The organism is Rhizobium aethiopicum, from assembly GCF_014197535.1.
In the GTDB taxonomy this organism is placed as follows: Bacteria; Pseudomonadota; Alphaproteobacteria; order Rhizobiales; family Rhizobiaceae; genus Rhizobium; species Rhizobium aethiopicum_A.
Genome location: NZ_JACIFV010000013.1, coordinates 21,337 through 46,136 on the forward strand (window position 1 = coordinate 21,337; position 24,800 = coordinate 46,136).

The 24,800-nt window shown below is 62.2% G+C and carries 23 protein-coding genes; 7 read left to right on the top strand and 16 right to left on the bottom strand.

What is annotated here, in order from left to right; translation table 11 throughout:
- Positions 1 to 74: 74 nt before the first annotated feature.
- The 6 genes from GGD53_RS17965 to dnaN all read right to left on the bottom strand — a co-directional run bounded on the left by GGD53_RS17965 (position 75) and on the right by dnaN (position 4,463).
- The gene (locus GGD53_RS17965) at positions 75 to 362 is read right to left on the bottom strand and encodes a DUF1330 domain-containing protein (protein WP_184457989.1); all 288 of its coding nucleotides are present in this window, start codon (positions 360 to 362) and stop codon (positions 75 to 77) included.
- A 30-nt stretch (positions 363 to 392) separates the two neighbouring features.
- Complete coding sequence (gene pyrF, locus GGD53_RS17970) at positions 393 to 1,100, bottom strand: orotidine-5'-phosphate decarboxylase (RefSeq protein WP_184457991.1); 708 nt, start codon at positions 1,098 to 1,100, stop codon at positions 393 to 395.
- 6 nt (positions 1,101 to 1,106) lie between these two features.
- Complete coding sequence (locus GGD53_RS17975) at positions 1,107 to 1,688, bottom strand: histidine phosphatase family protein (protein WP_184457992.1); 582 nt, start codon at positions 1,686 to 1,688, stop codon at positions 1,107 to 1,109.
- Position 1,689: 1 nt separating this feature from the next.
- Positions 1,690 to 2,289, bottom strand: a complete 600-nt coding sequence (gene pmtA / locus GGD53_RS17980; protein ID WP_184457994.1) for a phospholipid N-methyltransferase PmtA — start codon at positions 2,287 to 2,289, stop codon at positions 1,690 to 1,692.
- Between the two features lie 95 nt (positions 2,290 to 2,384).
- Positions 2,385 to 3,293 carry a DUF72 domain-containing protein gene (locus tag GGD53_RS17985; RefSeq protein ID WP_184457996.1) on the bottom strand — a complete coding sequence of 303 codons (909 nt, stop codon included), beginning with the start codon at positions 3,291 to 3,293 and terminating at the stop codon, positions 2,385 to 2,387.
- Between the two features lie 51 nt (positions 3,294 to 3,344).
- Positions 3,345 to 4,463 carry a DNA polymerase III subunit beta gene (dnaN, locus tag GGD53_RS17990; protein WP_184457998.1) on the bottom strand — a complete coding sequence of 373 codons (1,119 nt, stop codon included), beginning with the start codon at positions 4,461 to 4,463 and terminating at the stop codon, positions 3,345 to 3,347.
- A 259-nt stretch (positions 4,464 to 4,722) separates the two neighbouring features.
- On the opposite strand from dnaN, the gene rsmI reads away from it, so the two are divergent.
- From rsmI to GGD53_RS18015, 5 genes are all read left to right on the top strand, one after another.
- Complete coding sequence (gene rsmI, locus GGD53_RS17995) at positions 4,723 to 5,640, top strand: 16S rRNA (cytidine(1402)-2'-O)-methyltransferase (protein WP_184458000.1); 918 nt, start codon at positions 4,723 to 4,725, stop codon at positions 5,638 to 5,640.
- Positions 5,630 to 5,998, top strand: a complete 369-nt coding sequence (locus GGD53_RS18000) for a YraN family protein (protein ID WP_184458002.1) — start codon at positions 5,630 to 5,632, stop codon at positions 5,996 to 5,998. The genes rsmI and GGD53_RS18000 overlap by 11 nt, the downstream gene beginning before the upstream one ends.
- A gap of 119 nt (positions 5,999 to 6,117) precedes the next feature.
- Entirely contained in the window at positions 6,118 to 6,621 is a 504-nt protein-coding gene (locus GGD53_RS18005) for a cupin domain-containing protein (protein ID WP_184458004.1), read from the top strand.
- A gap of 76 nt (positions 6,622 to 6,697) precedes the next feature.
- Entirely contained in the window at positions 6,698 to 7,645 is a 948-nt protein-coding gene (gshB, locus tag GGD53_RS18010) for a glutathione synthase (protein WP_184458005.1), read from the top strand.
- 156 nt (positions 7,646 to 7,801) lie between these two features.
- The gene (locus GGD53_RS18015; protein WP_184458007.1) at positions 7,802 to 9,334 is read left to right on the top strand and encodes a YifB family Mg chelatase-like AAA ATPase; all 1,533 of its coding nucleotides are present in this window, start codon (positions 7,802 to 7,804) and stop codon (positions 9,332 to 9,334) included.
- Between the two features lie 371 nt (positions 9,335 to 9,705).
- Here the strand turns inward: GGD53_RS18015 and cysK are convergent, their stop codons facing one another.
- The 3 genes from cysK to GGD53_RS18030 all read right to left on the bottom strand — a co-directional run bounded on the left by cysK (position 9,706) and on the right by GGD53_RS18030 (position 12,443).
- Positions 9,706 to 10,668 carry a cysteine synthase A gene (gene cysK, locus GGD53_RS18020; RefSeq protein ID WP_184458009.1) on the bottom strand — a complete coding sequence of 321 codons (963 nt, stop codon included), beginning with the start codon at positions 10,666 to 10,668 and terminating at the stop codon, positions 9,706 to 9,708.
- Between the two features lie 144 nt (positions 10,669 to 10,812).
- Positions 10,813 to 11,430, bottom strand: coding sequence for a LysE family translocator (locus GGD53_RS18025; protein WP_184458011.1), 618 nt, complete (start codon positions 11,428 to 11,430; stop codon positions 10,813 to 10,815).
- A 113-nt stretch (positions 11,431 to 11,543) separates the two neighbouring features.
- A complete protein-coding gene (locus GGD53_RS18030) occupies positions 11,544 to 12,443 on the bottom strand; it encodes a DMT family transporter (protein ID WP_184458013.1) in 900 nt (299 codons plus the stop codon).
- 111 nt (positions 12,444 to 12,554) lie between these two features.
- Here GGD53_RS18030 and GGD53_RS18035 point away from each other — a divergent pair, with 111 nt between their 5' ends.
- Entirely contained in the window at positions 12,555 to 13,019 is a 465-nt protein-coding gene (locus tag GGD53_RS18035) for an Lrp/AsnC family transcriptional regulator (protein ID WP_184458015.1), read from the top strand.
- Positions 13,020 to 13,038: 19 nt separating this feature from the next.
- On the opposite strand, the gene GGD53_RS18040 is transcribed toward GGD53_RS18035, so the two are convergent.
- The 4 genes from GGD53_RS18040 to dut all read right to left on the bottom strand — a co-directional run bounded on the left by GGD53_RS18040 (position 13,039) and on the right by dut (position 16,215).
- Positions 13,039 to 13,938, bottom strand: coding sequence for a GNAT family N-acetyltransferase (locus GGD53_RS18040; RefSeq protein ID WP_184458017.1), 900 nt, complete (start codon positions 13,936 to 13,938; stop codon positions 13,039 to 13,041).
- A 165-nt stretch (positions 13,939 to 14,103) separates the two neighbouring features.
- Positions 14,104 to 14,907 (bottom strand): hypothetical protein, encoded by an 804-nt coding sequence (locus GGD53_RS18045; RefSeq protein ID WP_246717827.1) that lies wholly within the window; start codon positions 14,905 to 14,907, stop codon positions 14,104 to 14,106.
- A 12-nt stretch (positions 14,908 to 14,919) separates the two neighbouring features.
- Positions 14,920 to 15,687 (bottom strand): hypothetical protein, encoded by a 768-nt coding sequence (locus GGD53_RS18050; protein ID WP_184458019.1) that lies wholly within the window; start codon positions 15,685 to 15,687, stop codon positions 14,920 to 14,922.
- A gap of 57 nt (positions 15,688 to 15,744) precedes the next feature.
- Entirely contained in the window at positions 15,745 to 16,215 is a 471-nt protein-coding gene (dut, locus tag GGD53_RS18055; protein WP_184458020.1) for a dUTP diphosphatase, read from the bottom strand.
- A 90-nt stretch (positions 16,216 to 16,305) separates the two neighbouring features.
- Between dut and GGD53_RS18060 the strand changes: the two genes are divergently transcribed.
- Complete coding sequence (locus GGD53_RS18060) at positions 16,306 to 17,889, top strand: peptide chain release factor 3 (protein ID WP_184458021.1); 1,584 nt, start codon at positions 16,306 to 16,308, stop codon at positions 17,887 to 17,889.
- Positions 17,890 to 17,919: 30 nt separating this feature from the next.
- Here the strand turns inward: GGD53_RS18060 and GGD53_RS18065 are convergent, their stop codons facing one another.
- The 3 genes from GGD53_RS18065 to GGD53_RS18075 all read right to left on the bottom strand — a co-directional run bounded on the left by GGD53_RS18065 (position 17,920) and on the right by GGD53_RS18075 (position 24,605).
- Positions 17,920 to 19,257 carry an HlyD family type I secretion periplasmic adaptor subunit gene (locus GGD53_RS18065; protein ID WP_281413918.1) on the bottom strand — a complete coding sequence of 446 codons (1,338 nt, stop codon included), beginning with the start codon at positions 19,255 to 19,257 and terminating at the stop codon, positions 17,920 to 17,922.
- A gap of 18 nt (positions 19,258 to 19,275) precedes the next feature.
- Positions 19,276 to 21,000, bottom strand: coding sequence for a type I secretion system permease/ATPase (locus GGD53_RS18070; protein WP_184458209.1), 1,725 nt, complete (start codon positions 20,998 to 21,000; stop codon positions 19,276 to 19,278).
- A gap of 83 nt (positions 21,001 to 21,083) precedes the next feature.
- Positions 21,084 to 24,605, bottom strand: coding sequence for a DUF5801 repeats-in-toxin domain-containing protein (locus GGD53_RS18075; RefSeq protein WP_184458023.1), 3,522 nt, complete (start codon positions 24,603 to 24,605; stop codon positions 21,084 to 21,086).
- Positions 24,606 to 24,800 lie beyond the last annotated feature (195 nt).

The window sequence follows — 24,800 nt, forward strand, 5'->3', positions numbered from 1 at the left end:
GGCTCCCGTCTTAGCCGAATCCCGGCGCGACGGGAAGGCCTATCGCGCCGTCAGTTTTGCGGATGCGAAGTGGTTCAGACGCCTTCGACGACGACCATTTCCGCGTCTGCCACTTCCTGGCGGATTTTCGCGGCGATCTGGTATTCCGGCGAGTTGTAGCAGTCGACGGCATGCTGCATCGAGGGGAATTCGATCACGACGTTGCGGGCGCGCGCCTTGCCCTCGAGCTCGGTGATCGCGCCGCCGCGCGCCAGAAAATTCGCGCCGTATTTTTCGAAGGCAGGCTTGGCCGCCACCACGTAATCCTTGTAGCGCTCGGCATCGCGAACGTCGACGCGGGCGATCCAGTATCCCTTGGCCATGGTCTTCTCCCTTGTGCCGTTGAATGCTTGTCAGCGGTTTGCCGGCCAGAGCGCGCTCACCATCTCGTTGAGAACCGCGCGGGCGGCCTCCCTCGGATCGGGCGCCTTGACGATCGGCCGCGCGACGACGAGATGCGTCGCTCCCGCCTTCAGCGCGTCGAAAGGCGTCATCACCCGCTTCTGGTCGCCCTTGTCGCTGCCCGTCGGGCGGATACCGGGCGTGACGATCGCCATATCGGGACCGACGACCTCCCGCACCTCGGCCGCCTCCGCCGCCGAGCAGACGATGCCGCCCATGCCGGCGGCGCGGGCCTGTCCGGCGCGGCTGAGCACCAAGCTGTGCGGGTCCTGGCTATAGCCGGCCTCGGCAAGGTCCTCGGCATCCATCGAGGTCAGCACGGTGACGCCGAGCAGGCAGAGGCCGGAGCCGGCCGCCGCCTCCACCGCCGCCCGCATCGCCTTCGGATAGGCATGCAGCGTCAGCATCGACATGCCCATCTTGGCGATATTCTCGACGCCTGACGCAACCGTATTGTCGATGTCGAGCAGTTTCATGTCGAGAAAGATCTTCTTGCCGCTTGCGGCAAGGTCGCGGGCGAATTCGAGGCCGCCGGCAAAGACCAGCTGATAGCCGATCTTATAGAAGAGAATGTCGTCGCCGAGCGTGGATACCAGTCTTTCCGCCTCGCCGATCGTTGGAACATCCAGGCCGACGATCAACCGCTCGCGTGCATCCATGTGAAGTCACCCCCGCCAGTCTTCGATCGGCGTCCAGTCGCATGTTAGGCCGAGATCTGCAAGGCCGAAAGCATAGAGATTGCCGCCGCCGGCCGGCTGGTCGCGGTCGCGGGCGATCGGCCGTCCCGCCAGATGGCATTTGAGCAGCGTGCCGACGCCGCCATGGCCGACGAAGGCGATCGGTGCGGCCGGATCATGCGTGGCGAGAATGGCCTTGACCGCTGCGACGATGCGGGCCTGCGCGTCGACGGCGCGCTCCCAACCTTTGAAGCTTTGTTCCGGATTGGCAAAGAACCAGTTCGCCGCTTCTTCGAACTGCGGCGGCGGCAAGAAACCGGTGGCCGAACGGTCGTTCTCGTGCATGCCATGCACGATCTCGACGCTGATGCCGGAAGCTTCCGCCAGAATTTCGGCCGTCTTGATCGCCTTCGTCTCGTCGCTGGAGACGATGCGGGTCAGCCGTTTGGCCCAGTCGCTCTCGGCAGCTTGGCGGGCGCGCGCAGCGCCGACATCGGAAAGGCCCCATTTCGGCACGGGAACATTCGCATCGATCTTGACCTGCGGGTGGGTGATATAAACTCCGAACATCTCAACCGCGCCGGTAGATCCAGAGCTGCGCCGGCGGGATGTTGCGCATGACAAAATCGAAGTGCTGGATGTGATAACGATCGGGATTGGCGGCGATCGGCGAAATCGCGCCGTAGGAAATCTGCACCACCGGTCGACCGGCCGGCAGGCGGTCGAGCAGGCTTTCGAGCAGCGAGACGCGCATCGCCATCGGAAAATTCAAAAGCGGAATGCAGGAGATGACGCAATCGAACGTCTGCTCGCCAAGCGCGCCAAGCGTGGTCTTGAGATCAAAGGCATCGCCATTGATGAAATGCACGCCGGGATAAGTCCGCAGCAGATGCTGGTGGAAATCCGTCGAATATTCGATTGCCACGAGATTTTCCGGTTTCACGCCGCGGCCGAGGATGGCCTTGGTGATGGCCCCCGTGCCCGGGCCGAGTTCCAGCACCGGCAGCCCCGAATGCATATCGATGACGCTGGCCATCCGCTTGGCGGTAATCGAAGAGGTCGGCACGATCGAGCCTACCGTCTTCGGCCCCTGCATCATGCCCCGGAAGAAACGGATTTCCTCATCAAATCTCTTCCCGAGGTGTTCCTTCACCTTGACCCGTAAGCGCATTCTCCACCCATCCGCACGTTGATCGACTGTCTTAATATGCTGCTTGTCGCTCCCGGGACAAGGATTTTCGCAACGAGGACATCGGCATCAACAGCTCATGCGGCCTTGCGGTGGGAATGAGGCATGAGGTCGGCAAGTCTTTCGCTCAAATGGCCAGCGTCGACAGGGGCGCGAAGTTTCTTATCGGTGTTGTCGAAATAAAGATAGACGTCGCGGCCCTTGGCGCGCGCCGGCAGCGGCGTAAGTATTCGCGTCGCATTCTCTGGTTCTCTGCCCTGTGCCCAGGCGCGGATGCGCTCGGCCCATAGATCGAGCGCCTCGTCTTCGTAGCCGCTGACATAGAGTTGTTCGGAGCCGTGCAGGCGGCAATAGAGGAAGTCGGCGGTGATATCCATCAGCAGCGGCCATTTCACCGTGTCGGCGCAAACCAGTGCGGTTTTGTATCGCCGGAGCATCTCGATGAACTCGGTTGAGCGGAAGCTGTCGTTACGGATTTCGAACGCATGGCGGATCGGCTGGTGTCCGTCGCTTTTGAGCCAGGGCTGTTTGAGACGCTCGTCGTGCCGCTTGGCAAGCGTGATCGCCGCATCATGATCATGCGGCAGCAAACCCAGGAAATTTTCGAAACGATCAGCATCGAAGGCCATGTTGGCCGGAAATTGCCAGAGGATCGGCCCGAGCTTGGGGCCGAGCCTGAGCAGGCCCGAGGCGAAGAAATTCGCAAGCGGCGCCTCGATCTCCCTCAGTCGCCGCACATGGGTGAGGAAGCGCGGTCCCTTGACCGCAAAGACGAAATCATCAGGCGTTTCGTCCCGCCAGCGGCCGAAGCTTTCGGGCTTCTGCAATCCGTAGAAGGTGCCGTTGATCTCGATCGAACGGAAGTGACGGGCGGCGTAGGAAAGCTCCTGCTTCTGCGGCAGTCCCTCCGGATAGAATTGCCCGCGCCAGGGCGCATAGGTCCAGCCGGAAATGCCGATGCGCACCGCTCCCGTTTTTTTCATCATGGAACCTCCTGTTTGACAGGAGGAAAACCGAAAGCGGCCGCCTTCGTTCCGTCAGACGCGCATCGGCATCAGGACGTAGAGCGCGTCGTCACCGGCGGTGTCTCGGATCAGCGTCGGCGAGCCGGCATCGGCCAGCAGGAAGATCGCTTCCTCGCCGGAAAGCTGCGCGGTGATGTCGAGCAGATATTTGGCGTTGAAGCCGATTTCCATCGCATCCGTGTCGTAGCCGACGGCGACTTCTTCCGTAGCGCTACCGGAATCCGGATTGTTGACGGTCAGCATCAGCTGCCCTTCGGACAGCGCCAGCTTCACGGCCCGGCCGCGCTCGGAGGAGATCGTCGAGACGCGGTCGACGGCCTGGGCGAAGGTCGTGCAATCGACACGCATTTCCTTGTCGTTGCCGGTGGGGATGACGCGCTGGTAATCCGGGAAGGTACCATCGATCAGTTTCGAGGTCAGAACGATCGAGCCGATCGTCATGCGGATCTTGGCGTCGGAAACTTCGACGGTGACGATCGCTTCCGGATTGTCGACCAGCTTCTGCAGTTCCCCGACCGTCTTGCGCGGAATGATGATGCCGGGCATGCCCTCGGAGCCCGACGGCGCGTCGACATCGGCGCGGGCCAGCCGGTGGCCGTCGGTCGCGACCGCCCTGAGCTTCAGCTCACCATTGCTCTCGATCGTGTGGAAGAAGATGCCGTTCAGATAATAACGCGTCTCTTCCGTCGAGATCGCGAACTGGGTGCGGTCGATCAGCATCTTCAGATCGGTCGCCTTCAGCTTGAAGGAATGCGTGAAGGTGCCGGCGGTCAGATCCGGGAAATCGGATTCCGGCAGGCACTGCAGCGAGAATTTCGAGCGGCCGGACTGGACGGTCATCGAGCCGCCGTCGGTGCTGGTCGCCAGCAGCACTTCGGCGCCATCGGAAAGCTTGCGCACGATATCGTAGAGAAGGTGGGCGGGAACGGTGGTGGCGCCTGCTTGTTCGACGCTTGCCGGCGTCGCCTCGGTGATTTCGAGGTCGAGGTCGGTCGCCTTCATGTCGAGGTTCTGGCCATCGGCCTTGAGCAATACGTTGGACAGGATCGGGATCGTGTTGCGACGTTCGACCACACGGTGGACGTGGTTCAGCGATTTCAGAAGGTTTGACCGCTCAATAGTAATACGCATGGGATGCTACCGCTTTCGACCGTGACTGCCCGGGCGCATCGAAGGCCCGAAGAATGCTTTCCCGATTTAGGTCGGGGGAGTGGACGGGCAAAATGGCAGACTTCAGCATTGGATGGCAAGAGGCATGGACGGCCAAGCCCTCGCATTTCAGGTTTTCCGGAGCAATGCTCACAGAAATCCCAACCCTTGCCGAAGCCGCAGCGCTCGCCCATAAAGGCCGATGAACCGGTAAGGCGCCGGCGGGACGAAGGCAAAGGGCATGAACGAGCAAACCACAGGCGAGGACGCCACGAGGCGAAGCTTCCGCCTCCACAACATGGCGGTGCCGGCGCGGCCGCTGGAGCCGGCGCTCTATCTGGTCGCGACCCCCATCGGCAATCTCGGCGACATCACGCTGCGCGCATTGGAAACGCTGGCCGGCGCCGACGTGCTTGCCTGTGAGGATACGCGTGTCACCCGCGTTCTGCTCGACCGCTACGGCATCCAGAACCGTCCCTTCGCCTATCACGAGCACAATGCCGACGAAGCTGGCCCGCGGCTCATCCAGGCGCTCGAAGCCGGCCGCTCGGTGGCGCTGGTGTCCGATGCCGGCACGCCGCTCGTCTCCGATCCCGGCTACCGGCTGGCCCGGCAGGCAATTGCCGCCGGTTACCGCGTCATTCCCATTCCAGGCGCCTCGGCGCCGCTCGCCGCCCTTGTTGGTTCCGGCCTGCCGAACGACGCCTTCCTCTTCGCCGGCTTTCTGCCGGCCAAGGACAAGGCGCGCCGCGATCGTCTCGGCGAATTTGCCGCAGCCCCGGCGACGCTGATCTTTTTTGAATCGCCCCATCGCATCGGTGCGACGCTTCTTGCTGCCGCCGATGTGCTCGGCCCGGCCCGGCCGGCTTGCGTCTGCCGTGAGTTGACCAAGACCTATGAAGAATTCCGCCGCGGCACGCTGGCCGAACTCGCCGCCCATTACCAGCAGGTGGAAAACGTCAGGGGCGAAATCGTCCTCGTCGTCGGTCCGCCGCAGCCGACCGAAACGTCGGAGGCCGATGTCGACGCCGTGCTTGCCGATCTGTCGATGTCGATGCCGACGGCAAAGGCTGCGACCGAGGCCGCCCGTCTCACCGGCCTGCCGCGCAAGGCGCTCTACCAGCGCCTGCTGGAGATGAAAAGCGGCAATGGGCGATAAAGACCTTACCGCCATCAAACGGAAAGCGCTGCGCCGCGGCCGCATGTCGGAATATGTCGCCGCCGCCTTCCTGATGCTGAAGGGATACCGCATCCTGGCGCTGCGCCACCGCACCAGGCTCGGCGAGATCGATATCGTCGCCCGTAAGGGCGATCTCGCAGTCTTTGTGGAAGTGAAGGCCCGGTACGGCGAGGCTGCGGCGATCGACGCCGTCTCCGTCGCCGCTCAGAAGCGGATCCGGGCGGCAAGCGATCTCTGGCTCGCCCGTCAGGCGGATCAGGCCCGCCTTTCCCAACGCTACGATATCATCGCGGTCATGCCCGGCCGGTTGCCGCGGCACTTTCCCGATGCCTTCTGAGCGCTTTCGCACCAATCGAGTTTCCGGATTGTTAAAATTTTAGTCCCGGGTTGAACGAGCTCCTTACCTCTCTCTGCTACCCACCATCGCGGTAGGGATTAAGAATTGGGGGTTGTTGCGTGGCCTGGAAGATGATGTTTGCAAGCGCGGTCGCCATGGCCGCGCGCTCGGTGCCTTATGTCGCGCTGAAGCCGGCCGGGAAATCCTTCGTCGCGCATGCGAGCGACCACCTGCCGCTGAAATCGACGCCGATCAATCCCGACTGGATCATCAGCGGCAATCCGGAAGCGCGCACCGCCGAACATTCGCGCGGGCACGACGAGGCATCGCTGACGGCGATCTGGGACTGCACGGCGGGCGAATTCCGCTGGTATTTCGGCTGGGACGAGACCGTGATGATCCTCGAAGGCGAGGTCCATATCACCGCCGAGGATGGCACGGAACGGACGCTACGCGCCGGCGACGTCGCCTTTTTCGCAGGTGGAACCTGGGCGAGTTGGCGAGTCGACAATTACGTCCGCAAGGTCGCCTTCCTGCGCAAGCCTTTCCCGAAGCCTTTGGCGATCGCCTACCGTCTGCGCAACATGCTGCGCAACGGCGGCAGCCAAGGCATCGCCGCCTGAAAATGGCGACTTCGATGGCCGTTGCGTTTGATGCCGGGCCGACCTACATCTGTCCGGCATTCAGCGAGGGACGGAAATGGCCAAGATCACCAATGTAGCGGTCCAGATGGATCATGTCGCCGGCATCAATATCGCAGGTGACTCCACCTTCGCCATGAGCCTGGAGGCGCAGGCGCGCGGCTACAGGCTCTTCCATTATACCCCCGAACGCCTGAGCTTCCGCGACGGCAAGCTCTTTGCCAGCGTCGAGCCGATGGTGCTGCGCGACGTCAAGGGCGATCACTTCGAGCTCGGTGCGGCCGAACGCGTCGATCTCTCGACCATGGACGTGGTGCTGCTGCGCCAGGATCCGCCCTTCGACATGGCCTATATCACATCGACGCATCTCCTCGAGCGCATCCATCCGAAGACGCTCGTCGTCAACGATCCGGCCTGGGTGCGCAATTCACCGGAGAAAATCTTCGTCACCGAATTCGCCGATCTGATGCCGAAGACGCTGATCACCAAGGATCCGGCCGAAATCCGCCGCTTCCGCGACGAGATGGGCGACATCATCCTGAAGCCGCTCTACGGCAATGGCGGCGCCGGCGTCTTCCATTCCACCCGCGACGACCGCAATCTCTCCTCGCTGCTCGAGATGTTCGGCCAGCTTTTCCGCGAGCCCTTCATCGCCCAGCAATATCTGCCCGATGTGCGCAAGGGCGACAAGCGCATCATTCTGGTCGACGGCGAGTTTGCCGGCGCCATCAACCGCGTGCCGGCCGAGCATGACAGCCGCTCCAACATGCATGTCGGCGGCCGCGCCGAGGCGACCGAACTGACGGCGCGCGAAAAGGAAATCTGCGCCCGCATCGGCCCGGCGCTGAGAGAACGCGGCTTCCTGCTCGTCGGCATCGACGTGATCGGCGATTACATGACTGAGATCAACGTCACCTCGCCCACCGGCATCCGCGAGGTCAGGAAGTTCGGCGGCGCCGATATTGCGGCCCTGCTCTGGGACGCGATCGAGCGCAAGCGCGGCTGAGGCTGCGATCGGATACAACCGCGCCTACCGCTGATTATCTGCCTGCGTTCTTTTATTGTTCTTGTTTTAGTCCTGCTTCCATGCCAGATTGCAACCGCTGGCTTTCAACGGCCACAAGGGGCGGTCTCTAAGAGTTTGCGGGACAAGGGTGGGCAGATGGTCGCGCGTGTCAGTACGGTAGCATTCCAGGGCATCGAAGGTGTGCCGGTCGAGGTCCAGGTGATGATCGCGCCCGGCAAGGTCGGCATGCAGATCGTCGGTCTGCCCGACAAGGCGGTGGCCGAAAGCCGCGAGCGCGTGCAGGCCGCCCTTCATGCCTCCGGCCTGGCGCTGCCGGGCAAGCGGGTGACCGTCAACCTGGCGCCCGCCGATCTGCCGAAAGAGGGCTCGCACTTCGATCTGCCGATCGCACTGGCGCTAATGGCGGCCCTCGGCGCCATTCCTGCCGATGCGCTGTCGGATTATGTCGTCGTCGGCGAACTCAATCTCGATGGCACGATCGCCGCCATCGCGGGTGCGCTGCCGGCCGCAATCGGCGCCAATGCGCTCGGCAAGGGCCTGATCTGCCCGGCCGAAAGCGGCGCCGAGGCTGCCTGGGCCGGCGCCGACGTCGATATTCTCGCACCCCGCAGCCTGATTGCCCTTGCCAATCATTTCCGCGGCACACAGGTACTGTCTAGGCCGGAGCCGTCGATCCGCGCCAATGCTGCCAACCTGCCGGATCTTGCCGAGATCAAGGGCCAGGAAAGCGCCAAGCGCGCGCTCGAAGTGGCGGCCGCCGGCGGCCACAATCTGCTGATGGTCGGCCCGCCCGGCTCCGGCAAATCGATGCTGGCGTCGCGGCTGCCGTCGATCCTGCCGCCGCTCTCGGCCGCCGAGCTGCTCGAAGTGTCGATGGTCCATTCGATCGCCGGCCAGCTCACCGGCGGCAAGCTGTCCGACCGCCGGCCCTTCCGCACCCCGCATCATTCCGCCACCATGGCCGCCCTTGTCGGCGGCGGCATCCGCGCCCGACCGGGCGAAGCCTCGCTCGCCCATCACGGCGTGCTGTTCCTCGATGAGTTTCCCGAGTTCACGCCGCAGGCGCTCGATGCACTGCGCCAGCCGCTCGAAGGCGGCGAATGCGTCATCGCGCGCGCTAATCACCGCGTCTCCTATCCGGCGAAATTCCAGCTGATCGCGGCGATGAACCCCTGCCGCTGCGGCATGGCCGGTGAGCCCGGCCACACCTGCGCCCGCGGCCCGCGCTGCATGAGCGATTACCAAGCCCGCATCTCCGGCCCGCTGATGGACCGCATCGATATCCGCATCGACGTACCCGCCGTCTCCGCCGCCGATCTCATCCGCCCGATGGCGGCCGAGGCCAGCGCCGACGTCGCCCGCCGCGTCGCCCGCGCCCGCGAGCTCCAGCGGGAGCGCTTCCAGCGCGCCGGCGCTGGGGATATCAGCACCAATGCCCGCTGCTCCACAGCAATGATCGAAAAACTCGCCGAACCCGATGCGAGCGGCCTGCAGCTCCTGCGCGACGCCGCCGAAAAAATGAAATTCTCCGCCCGCGGCTACCACCGAGTCCTCAAGGTTGCCCGCACACTAGCCGACCTCGACGACAAACCGACGGTCGGCCGTCTGCATCTTGCCGAAGCGATCTCCTACCGGATCGCCGGCGAGAGGTTGACGGCGGCTGCGTGAGAAGAAGGGCGGATGCGCGCCGATATTTTGAGAGATTGTCGTCAGGCTGCCCACCGATTTGTCGATCGCGTTTGCGCTTGGCTGCCCCTCAGCGAAATCCTCATTGAGCGCTGCGGAATTATGAAATTATATGGCCGTCGGCGAACTATAGCGGGCGCGCTGCCCGGCAGCAGGCGGTGCGAATGGCCCTGGCGGGGCCATTTGCATTCAACTAGCACAGGTGGGACATCGACCATCGTTACTACTGACTACCACAGAACTTTCGTCCCGCTTCGATTGGGATGCAGGTGACGGCACAAAAGAAGGGACGCTCGAAGCGCCCCGATATTTTGCATGACAAACTGCGGGAGAAAAGGCCGCCACACCAAACCTCAGCTCCCCAATCCCTCAAACAACGCCGTCGACAGATACCGCTCCGCAAAAGACGGAATGATGATGACGATGTTCTTGCCCGCATTTTCTGGCCGGCTTCCAACCTTGATCGCCGCGGTCAGCGCCGCGCCCGAGGAGATGCCGACCGGCACGCCTTCGAGCCGGGCAATGAGGCGGGCCTGTTCGAAGGCCTCGTCATTGGTGACGGTGACGACTTCGTCATAGATGCCGGTATCGAGGATCTTTGGCGCAAAGCCGGCGCCGATGCCCTGGATCTTGTGCGGGCCGGGATTGCCGCCGGAGAGCACCGGCGAATCGGCGGGTTCGACGGCGATGATCTGGATCTCCGGCTTGTGGCTCTTCAGCACCTGGCCGACGCCGGTTATCGTGCCGCCGGTGCCGATGCCCGAAACGACGATGTCGACCATGCCGTCGGTATCGTTCCAGATTTCCTCAGCCGTCGTCTTGCGGTGGATCTCGGGATTGGCCGGGTTTTCGAACTGCTGCGGAATGATGGCGTCGGGGAGCGACGCTGCCAGTTCCTCCGCCTTGGCGATGGCGCCCTTCATGCCCTTCGATCCTTCCGTCAGCACCAGCTCGGCGCCGAGCAGCGCCAGCATCTTGCGCCGTTCGACCGACATCGTTTCCGGCATGGTGAGGATCAGTCGATACCCCTTGGCGGCGGCGGCAAAGGCGAGTGCGATGCCGGTATTGCCTGACGTCGGCTCGATCAGCACCGTCTTGCCTGATGTGATCTTGCCCTGCGATTCCAGGCTCTCAATCATTGCCACACCGATGCGGTCCTTGACGGAAGCGATCGGATTGAAGAATTCGAGCTTGCCGATCAGGTTTGCCACCACGCCCTTTTCCCGCGCCAGCTTGTCGAAGCGCACCAGCGGCGTGTCGCCGATGGTCTCGGTGATCGAGGAATAGATGCGGCCGCGGCCGGGTTTGTGCGACATGGTTCTCTCCCTTTGGACTTCGGTCCCTGAAATCGAGGAGGAGAATAGGGTCAAAGACGGAATGAGACCAGAGCGCGTTCGCGCCGGGCGGGGGTGGCGCAGAGAAAATAAGCTTTGAAAACCGTTTCTTGGCGGATGTTTATTTCAGGCTGCCCGCGTGGCGATGAAGGCCGCCGTGCCCGCAAGGATGCCGGCTGCAACCCGGTTCAGCGTCTGCAGGGCGCGCGGCTCCCTCAGCATCGTGCGGGCTCGCGCGGCAAGCAGCATGTAGGGCACGAGCACGGCAATCAGCACCACGAAGGTGACAGCAAGCAGCAGCGCATAGTCGCGCAGGCTGATATTGCCGATGTCGATCAGCGTCGGCGCCAGCGCGACATAAAAGAGCATTGTCTTCGGGTTGCCGAGCGTCACCAGCAGGCCCGAGAGGAAGGACAGGCCGATATTGCTGGATTTCTTCGCCGCAATATCCTGCGGCAGCAGCCCTGCCGTCCAGAGTTTCCAGGCGATGTAGCCGAGATAGAGGGCGCCGGCGATCTTGATGGCGATGAACACCTCGGTGAAGGTCTGGGCGACGAAGGCGAGGCCGAGAATGACGGCGGTGAGATAGGTCATATCGCCGAGCACCAGGCCGAGACCCATGAAGAAGGTCTCGCGGAAATTCGAGCCGAGCGCACGGGCGACGATGGCGGTGATGCCGGGGCCGGGAATGGCCGCGGCGATGAACAAGGCTCCGGCATAGGCAAGCAAGGCGGCAAGGCTCATCTGTGGCTCCATCTTTCCGGTGTTTTATGTCAGGCGGGCCGTGCCATCAATCCGCCGGCGTTGATGGGTGCATCACGAGAAGGAATGCCTGCACCCGCGTGCCTGCCGGTACCTCAGCCCTGGAGCGCCCTCGGCCGCAGCCATCTTGGGCTCCAGCCGAGATTCATGCCAGCGGCGGCAATGAGGATGATCGCCGCTCCTGCGATCTGCATCGGCTGCAGCGCATGGCCGAAGGCCAGCCGGTCGACGAGGATTGCGGCGATCGGATAGAGGAAGGACAGCGCCCCGGTCAGATGGGTCGGCAGCCGCTGGATCGCGCCGTAAAGCAGCACATACATCAGCCCGGTATGGACGACGCCGATCGTCACCAGGATCGCCCAGCCGCCGGCATCCCCGGGCAGCTGCGAAAACGTCGTCATCGGCGCCAGCATCAGCATGCCTGTTGCGACCTGAATCAGCGCGATCAGATGCGGCGGCGTGCCTTTCAGCCATTTCGCGGCAAGCGCTGCCAGCGCATAAAAGAAGGCCGCACCCAGCGCCATCAGAATGCCGAGGCCGTATCCATCCGATGCCTCGCCGGCCCCAGGTTTCGCCTCGACGATCGCCGCCATGCCGGCAAAGGCGAGCGTCAGCCAGAACAGTTTGGCGGCGGTGATCTTCTCGCCGAGGAATAGTGCCCCGAGCACCAGCAGCATGAAGGGCTGGGTGTTGTAGACCGTGGTGGCGATGGAGATCGTCGCATGCGAATAGGAGGCGAAGAGCAGCAGCCAGTTGACGACGATGGCGACGCCGCCGAAGACGGCGATGCCGAAGGCGCGCAGCGTGATGATGCCGGGCCGCAGCAGCCCGAGGGCGCCGCAGATAACGAGCAGCGTCAGCGCGCCGAACAGGCAGCGCCAGAAGACGACGCCGCTGACCGGTTGACCCGACATGACGACGAACCAGCCGATCGTCCCCGAGATCAGCATCGCTGCCGTCATTTCCACCGAACCTCTTTTGATGTCGCCGCTCATGATCGCCTCCGTTTCGATGAGATGAGATTATTGCGGTAGCAGGGAATTTTATATAGGAATGGAAAAGAGATTCGACGTTCTCGCCTAATCATCATAGGAGAATTCATCGACGTGGCTAATGATGTACAATCGCTCGATGATATCGATCAGTCTATCCTGGAGGCGCTGGCCGGCAATGCCCGGATCTCGCTGAAGGAGCTGGCGCAGCAGGTCGGGCTGTCCTCGCCGAGTGCTGCCGAGCGCCTGCGCCGGCTGGAGGAGCGCGGCGTCATCAAGGCCTTCACCATCGATCTCGACCCGGCCGCCGTCGGTTATCCCCTGCAGGCGATCGTGCGGGTCCGCCCGCTGCCGGGACAGCTGCACATCGTCGAGCGCATCATCCAGGAGATCCCCGAAATCGTCGAATGCGACAAGGTGACCGGCGAGGATTGTTTCATCGCCCGCCTGGTCATCCGATCGATGGCGGAGCTCGACGGTCTCCTCGACAGGGTCGCCGAACGCGCGGAAACCAACACTGCGATGATCAAAGCCTCGCCTGTCAAACGCCGCCTGCCGCCGCTTTCGCGGAAAAGATAGCGGCGGCCGAAGCCGGCGCTTAGAAATCCGCCATCGGCGACAGCATCGCCGGAAAATGCGGGGTCATATCGCCGAGCCCGCGCAGCATCAGAGTCGTGCCGCTTTGCAGCGGTAGCGGATCACCCGCCCAGCCGAGCTTGTCCGGCCGGAAAAGCACCTCGATGTGGGCGGAGGCGATGTCGAGTCCGCCGAGGATCGCTGCAAGCGTCGGGATTTCCGTCGCCACGACGTCGACAAGGCTGAAGCGACCTGCTGCATCCATCTTCCAGGCGATGGCCGCGCGCTCGCCTTCAAGGAAACTGACGCGAATATCGGGGTCGAGCTGGGTATTGATGAGAAACATCGCTGCATTGGCCGTCACCGAAAGCGTCGTCGAGACCGGGCTGCGTGCTTTCAGCAGCGCTTGCAGCAGGGCAAGATCATCCGCATTCGCCGCCGAAAGCGGCAGGGCTGGTGCGGCTGATGTCGAGGGCGCGGGGGCCGCCCCCTCGTAGCGGTGCAGCGCTATCGAGCGGAAACCATAGGGCTCGTAGAGCGATGGCTTATCGGTGTAGAGGATGACGGCCTCGAAGCCCTGCTGCTCGCACCAGTCGAGCGCTTTCACCGTCAGGTCGCGATAAAGCCCGCGGCCGCGCCACTGCGGCCGCACCGCGCCCGACTGCAGGCCGGCGGCATGGACGACCCTGCCATTGATGACGAAGGGCAGCGCAAAGGCCGAGATATTGGCCGCAAGCTTGCCCTCGGCATCGAACCAGCCGAACGGCATGCTGCTGGGATCGGGGCCGCCAAGCTGTTGCAGCGGGCCGATATCGATGCCGAAAATATCCTTGAGCAGACAGACCAAGGCCGCCCAGCCGGTCGGGTCGTCGAAGTAATCCAGCCGGAAGGTCAGGCCGGCGCTGTCGAGGCGATTTGCCATCAGAGGTGTCTCACCAAAATGTGCAGCGGGGAATAACGAGATGTATAAAAGCAAAGGACGGCAGCGCGTCCGCTTGAACCAAGATTGTTGCGACGCGCTTTAGGAATCCGCGATCGAAGGTATCCCGCAAGGGAATGCAAGCAGCCTCGGCCAATCCGGAATTCCTTATTTCCCTTCACCGAGAACGCCGTTCAAACACGTCCCAAGTTGATCTTTTTTATCGATGAGAGATCTGCATTCGCGAATGGCATATGCTGCCGCCATTTCGGCGTTGATCCTAAACCCGGGAATTCTTCCGGGATTGAAAGTCGTAGCATCTCGGCCAAAAGCATCCGTAACTCCGACCGATTGTAGTAGAACTCCATAGAGGCAGCCCACCGGATTGATGTCGCGGTCGACGAGGACATTGATGACCGAGTTTCCCGTTCGGCTCTCATGATAGCACGTCGACGTGTCTGGCTTGCTCCGAAGCGTGTCTATATCGTGAACTGCGATTTGGCCCAACTTTGCCAATTTAAGCGCATCACGATCGATGAACACGTTGAGAGTCTGGGTGTTTGGAGGCCGGTTCTGATCCCGGAAAGGCACATACGGCGTTGCAGGCGAGTAATCGATCGATCGACTGACGTCGAAATTGATGCCGATTTCCGCGTAAGCACCAACCGCAGAAAACACGCGCAAAAGCTCGATCTGCAAAGCCTGAATATCGCGTCTATCCATGCCCTTCACGTTGAGGGCAATGTTCATATCGATAGTTTTGTCGATGTCGAAAATCGGTGCTGCCGATTTCGCCACAGCGAATGCGACCACCTCCTCGGTGGAGAAGGACGACCGAATCGACTGGAGTTTCGCTGAATCAATCGCAAGCATCGGTGTTGCGACCAGCGCTGCCGCTAGGCCCCCAATCACGCCTAAACGCACTTTCCCCAATAGCATAAATGTCCCGTCAACGCTGCTTAAGTTGGGCAACTCCGCGGCTCCTTAGTTCCCCTTCAGAACTCCTGTGATACATTGCTCAAACTGATCTTTTTTATCGATGAAAGATCGGCACTCATGAATGGCATATGCTGCCGCCATTTCGGCATTGCGCCTGAAGCCGGGAACCTCCCCGGCACGATATGTTGCCGCAACCCCGCCGAAAGGTCCCTTTAGGCCGATCGACTGCAGCAGAACCGTGTAAAGGCAACCTACAGGATTGATATCGCGATCGACGATAACGTTGATAGCCGGATATCCTTTCCGGCGCTCATGGTAGCATTCCAACGTATCCGGCTTGCTTCGGAGCGTGTCTATGTCGTGCACTGCTATCTGGCCCAATTTTGCCAGCTTGAGCGCATCACGATCAACGAACACGTCAACTGCCTGGCTATTCGACCGCCGGTTCTGATCACCGAAAGGGGCATATGGCGTTCCAACTGAATATTCGATCGATTGGCTGGCGTCGAAATTGATGTCGATTTCAGCGTAAGCACCAATCGCAGAAAACACTCGCAAAAACTCTATCTGCAAAGCTTGAATATCGCTTCTCCCCATACCCCTCGCATTGAGGGCGATATTCATTTCGATCGTTTTGTTGATGTCGAGGATCGGGGCTGTTGATTTTGAGACGGCAAATGAGACGATCTCTTCCAAAGACATCGATGAGCGAATCGATTGGAGCTTTTTTGAATCGATCGCAAGCGTTGGCGTTGCCGTCAGCGCTGCCGCTAGACCCATAACCACGCCCCATGGCGCTTTCTTGAATAGCATAAGCGCCCCCACAAACGCTGCTTATCAACCGTTCGGCTGCTTCATTCGAACCGTCGATCAAACGCCGGTTGAGCCGAACCCGCCCGCGCCACGCGCCGTCTCGCTTGTCTCGGTGATCTCGGCAATTCGCGCTTGGGTGACCGGCGCGATGACCATCTGGCCGATGCGCATGCCGCGCTCGATGACGAAAGCGTCATCGCCGAGATTGGCGAGCAGCACCTTCACCTCGCCGCGATAGTCGCTGTCGACGGTGCCGGGCGAATTCAGGCAGGTGATGCCGTGTTTGAAGGCAAGGCCGGAGCGCGGCCGCACCTGCCCCTCGAAACCCTCGGGGATTTCGAAGATGAAGCCGGTCGGCACCAGCGCCCGCTTGCCCGGCAGCAGCGTCAGCGGTTCGCCGTCGGCAACAGCGGCGCGCAGGTCCATGCCGGCCGCTCCCTTGCTTTCATAGGCGGGCAAGTCGAGGCCTTCGCCATTGGCCAGGCGGATGAGGTTCAGTGTCGGGCTGAGGTCGTGATGAATGGTCATGGCCCATTACTTTGCGCGTGCGCGGGTAAGGTCAATTGCATTGCCGGGCTTTAGTCGCTAGGTAAGCCGCAATTCCACAGGATTCACACTATGGCCGAAAGCCTCGCCGAGGCGGTCTCCCGCCGCCGTACATTCGCTATTATCGCCCACCCGGACGCGGGCAAGACGACGCTCACCGAAAAGCTGCTGCTGTTCGGCGGCGCCATCCAGCTTGCCGGCGAAGTCAAGGCGAAGAAGGATCGCATGCAGACGCGCTCCGACTGGATGAAGATCGAACGCGAACGCGGCATCTCCGTCGTCACCTCGGTAATGACCTTCGAATATAACGATAATGTCTTCAACATCCTCGACACGCCTGGCCACGAGGATTTCGCCGACGACACCTATCGTACGCTGACGGCCGTCGACGCTGCCGTCATGGTCATCGATGCCGCCAAGGGTATCGAGCCGCGCACGCTGAAGCTCTTCGAAGTCTGCCGCATGCGCGATATTCCGATCATCACCTTCATCAACAAGATGGATAGGGAAAGCCGCGATCCCTTCGAGATCCTCGACGAGGTCGAAGAGAAGCTGGCGCTGGATACCGCGCCGATCACCTGGCCGATCGGCCGCTCGAAAACCTTCTGCGGCTCCTATCATCTGGCGAACAGCACCGCCCGTGGTTCCGATACCGAAGTCGAGACCACGCCGGTCAACGGTCCGCGGGCAATCGCCGACAGGCTGCCGGAAAACGAACGGCAGGCCTTCATCGACGAGACCGAGCTTGCCATCGAGGCATGCCGTCCCTTCGACCGCGATTCCTTCCTCGAAGGCCATATGACGCCCGTTTTCTTCGGCTCGGCGCTACGCAATTACGGCGTTCGCGACCTCATCAATGCGCTTGGCGAATTCGCGCCGCCGCCGCGCGACCAGGTCGCCGACACCAGGACCGTGCATGCGACCGACGACAAGATGACCGCCTTCGTCTTCAAGATCCAGGCCAACATGGACCCGAACCACCGCGACCGCATCGCCTTTGCCCGCATCTGCTCCGGCAAGCTCGAGCGCGGCATGAAGGCAAGGCTTGCCCGCACCGGCAAGCAGCTTGGCCTGACGGCGCCGCAATTCTTCTTCGCCTCGCAGCGCCAGCTCGCCGACACCGCCTATGCCGGCGACGTCGTCGGCATTCCCAATCATGGGACGCTCCGCATCGGCGATACGCTGACCGAAGGCGAAGCCCTGGTCTTCCAGGGCGTGCCGAACTTCTCGCCGGAAATTCTGCGCCGCGTGCGTCTCGAAGATGCGATGAAGGCGAAGAAGCTCAAGGAAGCGCTGCAGCAGATGGCCGAGGAAGGCGTCGTCCAGCTGTTCTCGCCGGAGGACGGCTCGCCGGCGATCGTCGGCGTCGTCGGCGCCCTGCAGCTCGACGTCCTGAAGGAGCGGCTGATGGCCGAATACGGCCTGCCGGTCTCCTTCGAAACATCGCGTTTCTCCGTCTGCCGCTGGATCTCGGCCGACCAGCCGACCGATCTGGAAAAGTTCCTCACCGTCAAGCGCGGCGATATCGCCCGCGATCTCGACGGCGATCCGGTTTTCCTCGCTCAGGACGCCTTCTCGCTGCGTTACGAGGCGGAGCGCTACCCGGCGATCAAGATGGTCGCTATCAAGGAATATCACGCCGCCAAGGCGGCGTGATCGGGAGTCTTGGAAGCGTGGGCGCTGCGGCTATTTTTCCCGCATCGCCCGGCGGAAGTTCTGTGTGATCGGCTCGGCGAGGTAAGAAAGCACGGTGCGGGCACCCGTCCGGATCATCGTCTCGCTCGACATGCCGGGCAGCAGCTTGCGGCCCTCCAGCTTGGCAAGCTCGCTCTGGTCGATCACAACGGTCGCGGCGAAATAAGGCGTGCCGCTGCGTTCCTCCACCATCCTGTCGGCCGATACGATCTCCACCACACCGTCGAGCGGCGGCAGGTTGTAGCGGGCAAAGGCCGGGAAACTGACGCGCGCCGGCTGTCCGGGTGCGATCGTCTCGACGTCCTCAGGTCTGACCATGGCCTCGATGACGAGCTGCTGTCCCATCGGTACGATCGTCATCAGGGTCTCGCCGGGTTTCACCACGCCCCCGGTCGTATGGACCTTCAGGTCCATGATGATGCCGTCAACCGGCGCGACGATGTTGGTGCGGGCGAGCACGTCTTTGGCGGACCGTTCCTCCTGCCTGAGGTCGAACAGTTCCGCCTCGACCTTGCTCAGCTCCTCGACGGCCTGGTTCAGCTGCAAGGTATTGAGGTTGACGATCTGCATGTCGATCTCGGCCATGGCGCTCCTGGCGCGAGCGATGGCTGCGACATTGGTCGCCCGCTCCCCTTCGACTTCCCGCTTTTGCCGTCTGAGCAGCAGCCAACGCTCGCGGGTGACCAGGCCGCGCTTGACGAGGCTCTCAAGATCTCTGGTTTCGCCCTCGAACACCTCGATCTGCTTGTCCTCGGTAACGATGAGTTCCTGCAGTCCCGTTATCTCTTCCTCGGTCTGGCGGCGGCGCTGGCTGAGAATCTCTCGCTCGTCCTTCAGATTGTGGTGCTTGGCCGAAAACACGTCACGTTGGGCGGCCACCGCGTCCCTTGCCGATTTGGTGGGGTTTGCAAGCAGCGCCGGATCGAACTCGATCTCGGCTTTGCCGTCACGCTCGGCCCTCAGGCGAGCGGCCAGCGCCTCGCGCGTTGCGATCCGGTTCTGGACCAGATCAAGCCTTGCCCTCGCCTGCGTGTCATCGAGTTGGAGGAGGACCTTGCCGGCCCTGACGATGTCGCCGTTGGCGGCGGTCAATCCTGCAATGATCCCACCCTCGAGGTGCTGGATGAGCTTGCGGTCACCGGCGACCTTGACAAGGCCGGGCGCCACTGCGGCGCTGTCGAGCGGTGCCAGCGTCGCCCAGCCTCCGGCCATGCCGAAGAACAGGAACATGATTGCAAAGCCGGTGAAAGTTAGGCCCGTGAGACGCAGCGGGACCGGTGCCGGGGGCGGCGAAACGGGTAACGGAACGACCTTCATCTCTTTTTTCATGGCGGTTTCGTTCCGTTGCTACTTCGCCACGATCGTCGGCATTTGAGTGACCTTGCGCACGCGAGCGGCGAGCTCATTGAAGACATAGTCGCGTGGACCGAAGAGATCCTGCTGGCCGCGATTGAGGACAAGGATCTTGTCGACCGTCTCCATGATGTTCGGTCGATGGGCGATCAGGATGACGGTCGTGCCCGCCGCCTTGATCGTGCCGAGCGCTGATATCAATGCCTCCTCACCGTCGCGGTCGAGGTTGGAATTGGGTTCGTCCAGGATAACGAGTGCCGGATCGCCGTAAAGCGCCCGCGCCAAGCCGATGCGCTGGCGCTGTCCGCCGGACAGGACCGCGCCGGCTTCGCCGATCTCGGTGAGGTAACCTTTCGGCAGTCCTTTGATCAGTTCGTGAACGCCGGCCAGCTGCGCGGCCTTGACCACCTTGTCGAAGATCACCGGGCTGAGCTTGGCGAAGCGGCAGATATTTTCGGAGACGGTCCCGGCGAAGAGTTCGATATCCTGGGGCAAGTAACCGACATGATGGCCACGGTCCTCCGCCGCCCATTGGGCGACATCCATGCCGTCAAGCAGCGCCCGCCCGCCGGAAGGGCGCCAGGCGCCGGCCAAGATTCGCGCCAGGCTCGTCTTGCCGGCCGCGCTCTGACCGATCAGGGCCATGGATTCACCCGGCTCGAGATGGAAGCTGATCCCTTTCAGGATATGTTCGCCGCCCTGTCGGGCAAGCACGATATTGTCGGCCTCAAACTTCCCGGTCGGCCGCGGCAGCGCCAGAACCGGTGTTGCCTCGGGGTGCTGGCCTGCAACGGCGGTGAGGCGCCGGTAAGCGGCCCGCGCGCCGACCGTCGCCTTCCATGTGCCGATCGCCTGTTCGACCGGCGACAAGGCACGACCCATCAGGATCGAGGCGGCGACCATGATGCCGGGGGAGGCTTCGTTGCGAAGAACGAGATAGGCTCCAAGCCCCAATATGCCCATTTGCAGGGCCAGCCGGTGACAGCGGGCGATGGCGGCAATGATACCGCCGCGGTTGGCGGCAACGACCTGGCCTTTGTTGGCTTCGTCCTGCTGCAGCTTCCAGCCTTCCAGCAGGGGCTTCAACATGCCCATTGCTTGAACCACCTCGGCGTTGCGGATCGCCGCCTCGGCCTGGACATAGGCGCGCGACTGCGCGCCCGCAGCCTCGGTCAAGGGCTTGCGTGTCAGCCATTCGTTAAGCAGGGCCAACACGAAAAGCACTCCGCCGCCGCAGAGCGCCAGCCAGCCCAGCCAGGGGTGCATGAAGAAAATGGCGGCGAAAAACAGCGGTGCCCAAGGCGCGTCGAGGATCGGGAAGATGCTGGGGCTCGTGAAAAAATTCCGTACCTGGTCGAGGTCACGCAGCGGACGGGCGTTGGCCTGGCCGGGCGCCGAGGCGGCATATTCCACCGATGCGGTCAGCAGCACCGGCGCCAGGCGTGCGTTCATCCAGGATCCGACGGTTGCCAGAAGGCGCCCGCGCACCACCTCCAGCCCCGCCATCGTCACCAGTGCGCCGGCTGCCATGAGCGATAGCATCGCCAATGTCTCCAGGCTGTGGCTGGACAGCACGCGGTGGTAGACCTGGAGCATGTAAAACGCTCCCGTCAGCATCAGCACGTTGATGCCCCCGCTGAACCAGAGAAGCGGCCGGATGGCGCGTCTGGCTTCCTTCATCACCACCTGCAGGGCAGCGGGCTGTTGCTTTGTTTTCATCATCATGTCTCTGGCGTACGAGATTGCATGCGAATGCAAAGACAGTGAGGGGGCAGCCTTGGCTGCCCCCGTCTCTTCAGTTATCAGGCGACGTCGACAAGGATGTGCTGCATCGCTGTCTGATCGCCATCGGCGTCCACCACATTGAAGGCGAAGTCGAGATTGGCATCCGGCGTCTGGGTCACGGTCGAGGTAAAGCCGATATCGGTGATCTTCAGCACGTCGTTATCGGTGGTGTCGAAGTTCACCAGATTGGCGGTCGCGTTGCTGCCGCCATTGGCGCCGGTCGCCCTGATGAGGTCGATCGCAGTAGCATCGCCGGTGATCCCGTTGCCCGACTGCATGATTTGCACGCCTTGCAGTACGTAGGTCTCGCCAGCGGCGTTGTAGTCGTTCTGCTCGACGATCACGAGGCCGTCATTATTGTCGAGCGTGAACTCGCTGCTGTAGGGCGCCGGAACCTGGCCGGCCTTGTAGATGTCGGCGTTCGACACATACATGGCCCGGGTGATCGCGGAGCCGTTCCCATCGATCAGGTCGAGGATCAGCATCAGGTCTTCGCTGTTGCCGATGCCGTCGAACTTGATCGCCATCGCGCCGGCGGTCGCCGTTGGGGTGAGGGCCTCGTTGACAATGCCGACATCGCTGTTGAAGAACCGCAAGGTGAGCAGTTCGTCTTTCTGGATCGTGTCGCCGGCAACACCGTTGGTGCTCTGTGTTGCAGACACCCAGGTTTCGTTGTTGTTGCTGACCATCTCGTGACCGCCGACGGTGAAGGTGGAGTCATTGGATGACCCCTCGCCATCGGTGGTCAAGCGGAACGGGTTGGCTTTGTTGATCAGATTGCCGGTGAACTGCACGTAGAAGTCTTCATCAGCCGGCGTGCCATTGACATCCGCCTGCAGTTTTTCCACCACGATCTGCGGGTGGCCGGTATTGCTCGTCGGCTGCTTGGATAAGAGCTCGCTGGTGTGAAGAACGTCGAAGCTGAAGCCTTCGAGCGGGTCCGTCAGATTGATGGTATAGGTGTCGGCCACCTTGTCGAAGACGAGGGTGCCGCCCGCCGTTCCGACCTGGCTGCCGGCCGCCGGATCCTTGTCATAGGTGAAGGTGAAGTTGAACGTCGCGGAGGTCAGGCTCTCCGAGGCGAGCGTCACATTCGAACTGAGGAGGCTGCCGCCGCCGCCGCCGGTGATCGTGCCGGTCAGCCCGATCTGGACGCCGTTCGTCACGAGATCCTGGTCGACGAAGTCGGAGCCGCTGGCATAGAATGCGGCCGGATGAATGTCCGCGCCAATATTGTAGCCGAAGTTGCCGCTGGCCGATGCGTTGAGCACATTGGCGAGGGTTTCATGCTCGATAGCCAAGGTTGCGGGGTTTCCGTCGAACGGCTTGGTGATTGTCGGCCCGTCATCCTCGAAGTTGAGGTCCTGGCCGATATTGCGGGTGGAGGTTGCCTGATCGCCATCCCCGTCGGTGATGGTTGCGGTCAGGGTGATGAGGTCGGCGGCCGCCAGGGTCCGACTGTCATCCGGGTTGCTGGCATCGGCGTGGATGATTGCCCGTTGCTGATCAAGGGTGAGAAGGTTGGCGGCGCTGACGCTGACGGTGAAGACGACCGGACCGCCAGCTCCGGCGCGGCCGACCACGCTGCCGTTTTCGAGGAAGAGCAGGACGGACTGGCCGGTTTCGGTATCGGTAAGACCGCTGACATTGTTGTTCGGGTTGATGCCGAGCGCATAGGTGATTCCGTTGCCAACGCCATCGGCCCCGGGGAAGGCGACGAAGGCGGGCCCGAAAGCGCTGACATTGGTCGTCAGGTCGGTCTCGTCGACCGTCAGTGGAGACCCGCCGCCTTTTATCCCGATTATCGGTCCGTCATCCTCGAAGTTGAGGTTCTGGCCGATATTGTGGGTGGCTGCGGCGTGATCGCCGTCGCCGTCGGTGATGGTGGCGGTCAGAGTGACGAGGTTGGCGGCCGCCAGGGTTCGGCTATCGTCCGGGTCGCTGGCATTGGCATGGACGATTGCCCGCTGCTGGTCGAGGCTGACGACGCCGGCAGTGCTGACGCTGACGGTGAAGACGACCGGACCCGCGGCTGATCCGGCGCGCCCGACCACACTGCCGCCCTCGAGGAAGAGCAGCACGGATTGGCCGGTTGCGGTATCGGTGAGGCCGCTGACATTGTTGCCCTGATTGATGCCGAGCGCATAAGTGATGGCAGTGGCGGCGCCGCCATCGGCGCCGGCATTGGAGGTGAAGAAGGTTGAGAAGTCGGCGCTGGCATTGGTGGTCAGGTTGGTCTCGTCGACTATCAGTTGCGGCGGGGTGCCGGTTGCCGTAATCGTCGGTCCGTCGTCGTCGAAATTGATGAAGGAGCCAACTTCTTCGTTATAGGCGTTACTGACGTCGCCGCTGAAATGCACTTCCTTGACATCGAAATAGTCATGCCCGGCGTCGATATTCTTGATGGTGAAACGGTCGAAGGTTCCGCCAGCCCCGCCGGCGGTGGCGAAGTCGACCGTCACGCCCTCGCCGACATTGCGAAGGATCAGCCCGGTTCCTGAGAGATCGACCGTAATGCCGAGTGCTGCTGCTGTCGTTGCCACACCGTTCAGCTTGAAAGTTACGCCGGTGATATTGATCTCGGTATCATTGTCGTCAGTGGGGAACGAAGAGCCCTCAATGTTGTCGTTATTATTATAGGCATGGATCTCCATGTCGGCGACGCTGCTGGTCGGCGTCGACTGCGAGACCGAGAAACCGGCGCTGGAGACGTTCTCGATGTGCGAGCCATAGTCGGGCGCAGTCGGCGTGTCGGTAAAGCTTTTCCCCGCACTCTGGATGCCGCCGGTGATCAGGTCGATCTGGAGTTCACGGCCCTCGCGCACGTCTTGAGAGGCGACGCCCAGGCCTTGGGTGCTGACATTGACTTCCGCCTGCACGCCATTGTCGTGCGCCGTCACCAGGATCTTCTGCGGGCTGGCGGCGTCGGCGTCGAGAATATACCAGTTGTTATGTCCTGAAGGGGCGTCGCCAAGCTGGCTGAAATTCACCACCGTGGTTCCGGTGACCGAGGCGAACACCTTGTTGGCCAGATCAATGCGGTCGTCGGCGTTGTTCACATCGGGATGGAGCAACGGCACGTATTGGACGGTATAGAGGTCGGCATTGGTGGCGCTGGTGCTGAGGAGCGCCAGCGAAAAGGCGAGCGGCCCCCCGGCGGCCGGCGCGGTGAGCGGGTCGGACGTGCCGATGACGCCGATCACGACGTTTGCATGCATCGCATCTTGGAACAGCCAAACGTATTTGCCGTCGACGGTGCGAATGTTGCTGTTGACGCCGACCGTGGTGGAGTACGGGGTCCCGGAGGCGTTCTGCGTGAGAACCACCGATGTGATGGTTTCCCCGGCGCTCGCCGAGGCCACGACGAAATTGCTCTGGTAGGCGACCTCCGGCGAGGTCAGCCCACCGGCAGCGTCGCGGCTCAATAGATATTGCACCGTCGCATTGTTGTGCGGCGCAATCGCCGGATTGACGTCGTCGTCCTGCAAACCAGTGGTTTCGTCGATGATGAGATCTTGAGTTGTGATATCGAGTGCCATGGAGCTTCTCCCTCGGCTAGCTCGCAGAGGGTCACAGAGCCCGTATGCCGAACTGCATCCCGGGGCCCACCCTCTTGCGTATTGAACCTAGAGCTCTCGATCGACTGCGATTGTGGTCGATCGAGAGGACTAGTCCACTCACAGTTGGAGGGTATTAGGACTAAAGTCCCTATACGCGTTACGACTAAAGTCCCA

Excerpts from the sequence above, each read along its gene's own strand:
- GGD53_RS17965 (WP_184457989.1), bottom strand. The coding sequence starts at position 362 with ATGGCCAAGGGATACTGGATCGCCCGCGTCGACGTTCGCGATGCCGAG.
- pyrF (WP_184457991.1), bottom strand. The coding sequence starts at position 1,100 with ATGGATGCACGCGAGCGGTTGATCGTCGGCCTGGATGTTCCAACGATC.
- GGD53_RS17975 (WP_184457992.1), bottom strand. The coding sequence starts at position 1,688 with ATGTTCGGAGTTTATATCACCCACCCGCAGGTCAAGATCGATGCGAAT.
- pmtA (WP_184457994.1), bottom strand. The coding sequence starts at position 2,289 with ATGCGCTTACGGGTCAAGGTGAAGGAACACCTCGGGAAGAGATTTGAT.
- GGD53_RS17985 (WP_184457996.1), bottom strand. The coding sequence starts at position 3,293 with ATGATGAAAAAAACGGGAGCGGTGCGCATCGGCATTTCCGGCTGGACC.
- dnaN (WP_184457998.1), bottom strand. The coding sequence starts at position 4,463 with ATGCGTATTACTATTGAGCGGTCAAACCTTCTGAAATCGCTGAACCAC.
- rsmI (WP_184458000.1), top strand. The coding sequence starts at position 4,723 with ATGAACGAGCAAACCACAGGCGAGGACGCCACGAGGCGAAGCTTCCGC.
- GGD53_RS18000 (WP_184458002.1), top strand. The coding sequence starts at position 5,630 with ATGGGCGATAAAGACCTTACCGCCATCAAACGGAAAGCGCTGCGCCGC.
- gshB (WP_184458005.1), top strand. The coding sequence starts at position 6,698 with ATGGCCAAGATCACCAATGTAGCGGTCCAGATGGATCATGTCGCCGGC.
- GGD53_RS18015 (WP_184458007.1), top strand. The coding sequence starts at position 7,802 with ATGGTCGCGCGTGTCAGTACGGTAGCATTCCAGGGCATCGAAGGTGTG.
- cysK (WP_184458009.1), bottom strand. The coding sequence starts at position 10,668 with ATGTCGCACAAACCCGGCCGCGGCCGCATCTATTCCTCGATCACCGAG.
- GGD53_RS18025 (WP_184458011.1), bottom strand. The coding sequence starts at position 11,430 with ATGAGCCTTGCCGCCTTGCTTGCCTATGCCGGAGCCTTGTTCATCGCC.
- GGD53_RS18030 (WP_184458013.1), bottom strand. The coding sequence starts at position 12,443 with ATGAGCGGCGACATCAAAAGAGGTTCGGTGGAAATGACGGCAGCGATG.
- GGD53_RS18040 (WP_184458017.1), bottom strand. The coding sequence starts at position 13,938 with ATGGCAAATCGCCTCGACAGCGCCGGCCTGACCTTCCGGCTGGATTAC.
- GGD53_RS18050 (WP_184458019.1), bottom strand. The coding sequence starts at position 15,687 with ATGCTATTCAAGAAAGCGCCATGGGGCGTGGTTATGGGTCTAGCGGCA.
- dut (WP_184458020.1), bottom strand. The coding sequence starts at position 16,215 with ATGACCATTCATCACGACCTCAGCCCGACACTGAACCTCATCCGCCTG.
- GGD53_RS18060 (WP_184458021.1), top strand. The coding sequence starts at position 16,306 with ATGGCCGAAAGCCTCGCCGAGGCGGTCTCCCGCCGCCGTACATTCGCT.
- GGD53_RS18065 (WP_281413918.1), bottom strand. The coding sequence starts at position 19,257 with ATGAAAAAAGAGATGAAGGTCGTTCCGTTACCCGTTTCGCCGCCCCCG.
- GGD53_RS18070 (WP_184458209.1), bottom strand. The coding sequence starts at position 21,000 with ATGAAAACAAAGCAACAGCCCGCTGCCCTGCAGGTGGTGATGAAGGAA.
- GGD53_RS18075 (WP_184458023.1), bottom strand. The coding sequence starts at position 24,605 with ATGGCACTCGATATCACAACTCAAGATCTCATCATCGACGAAACCACT.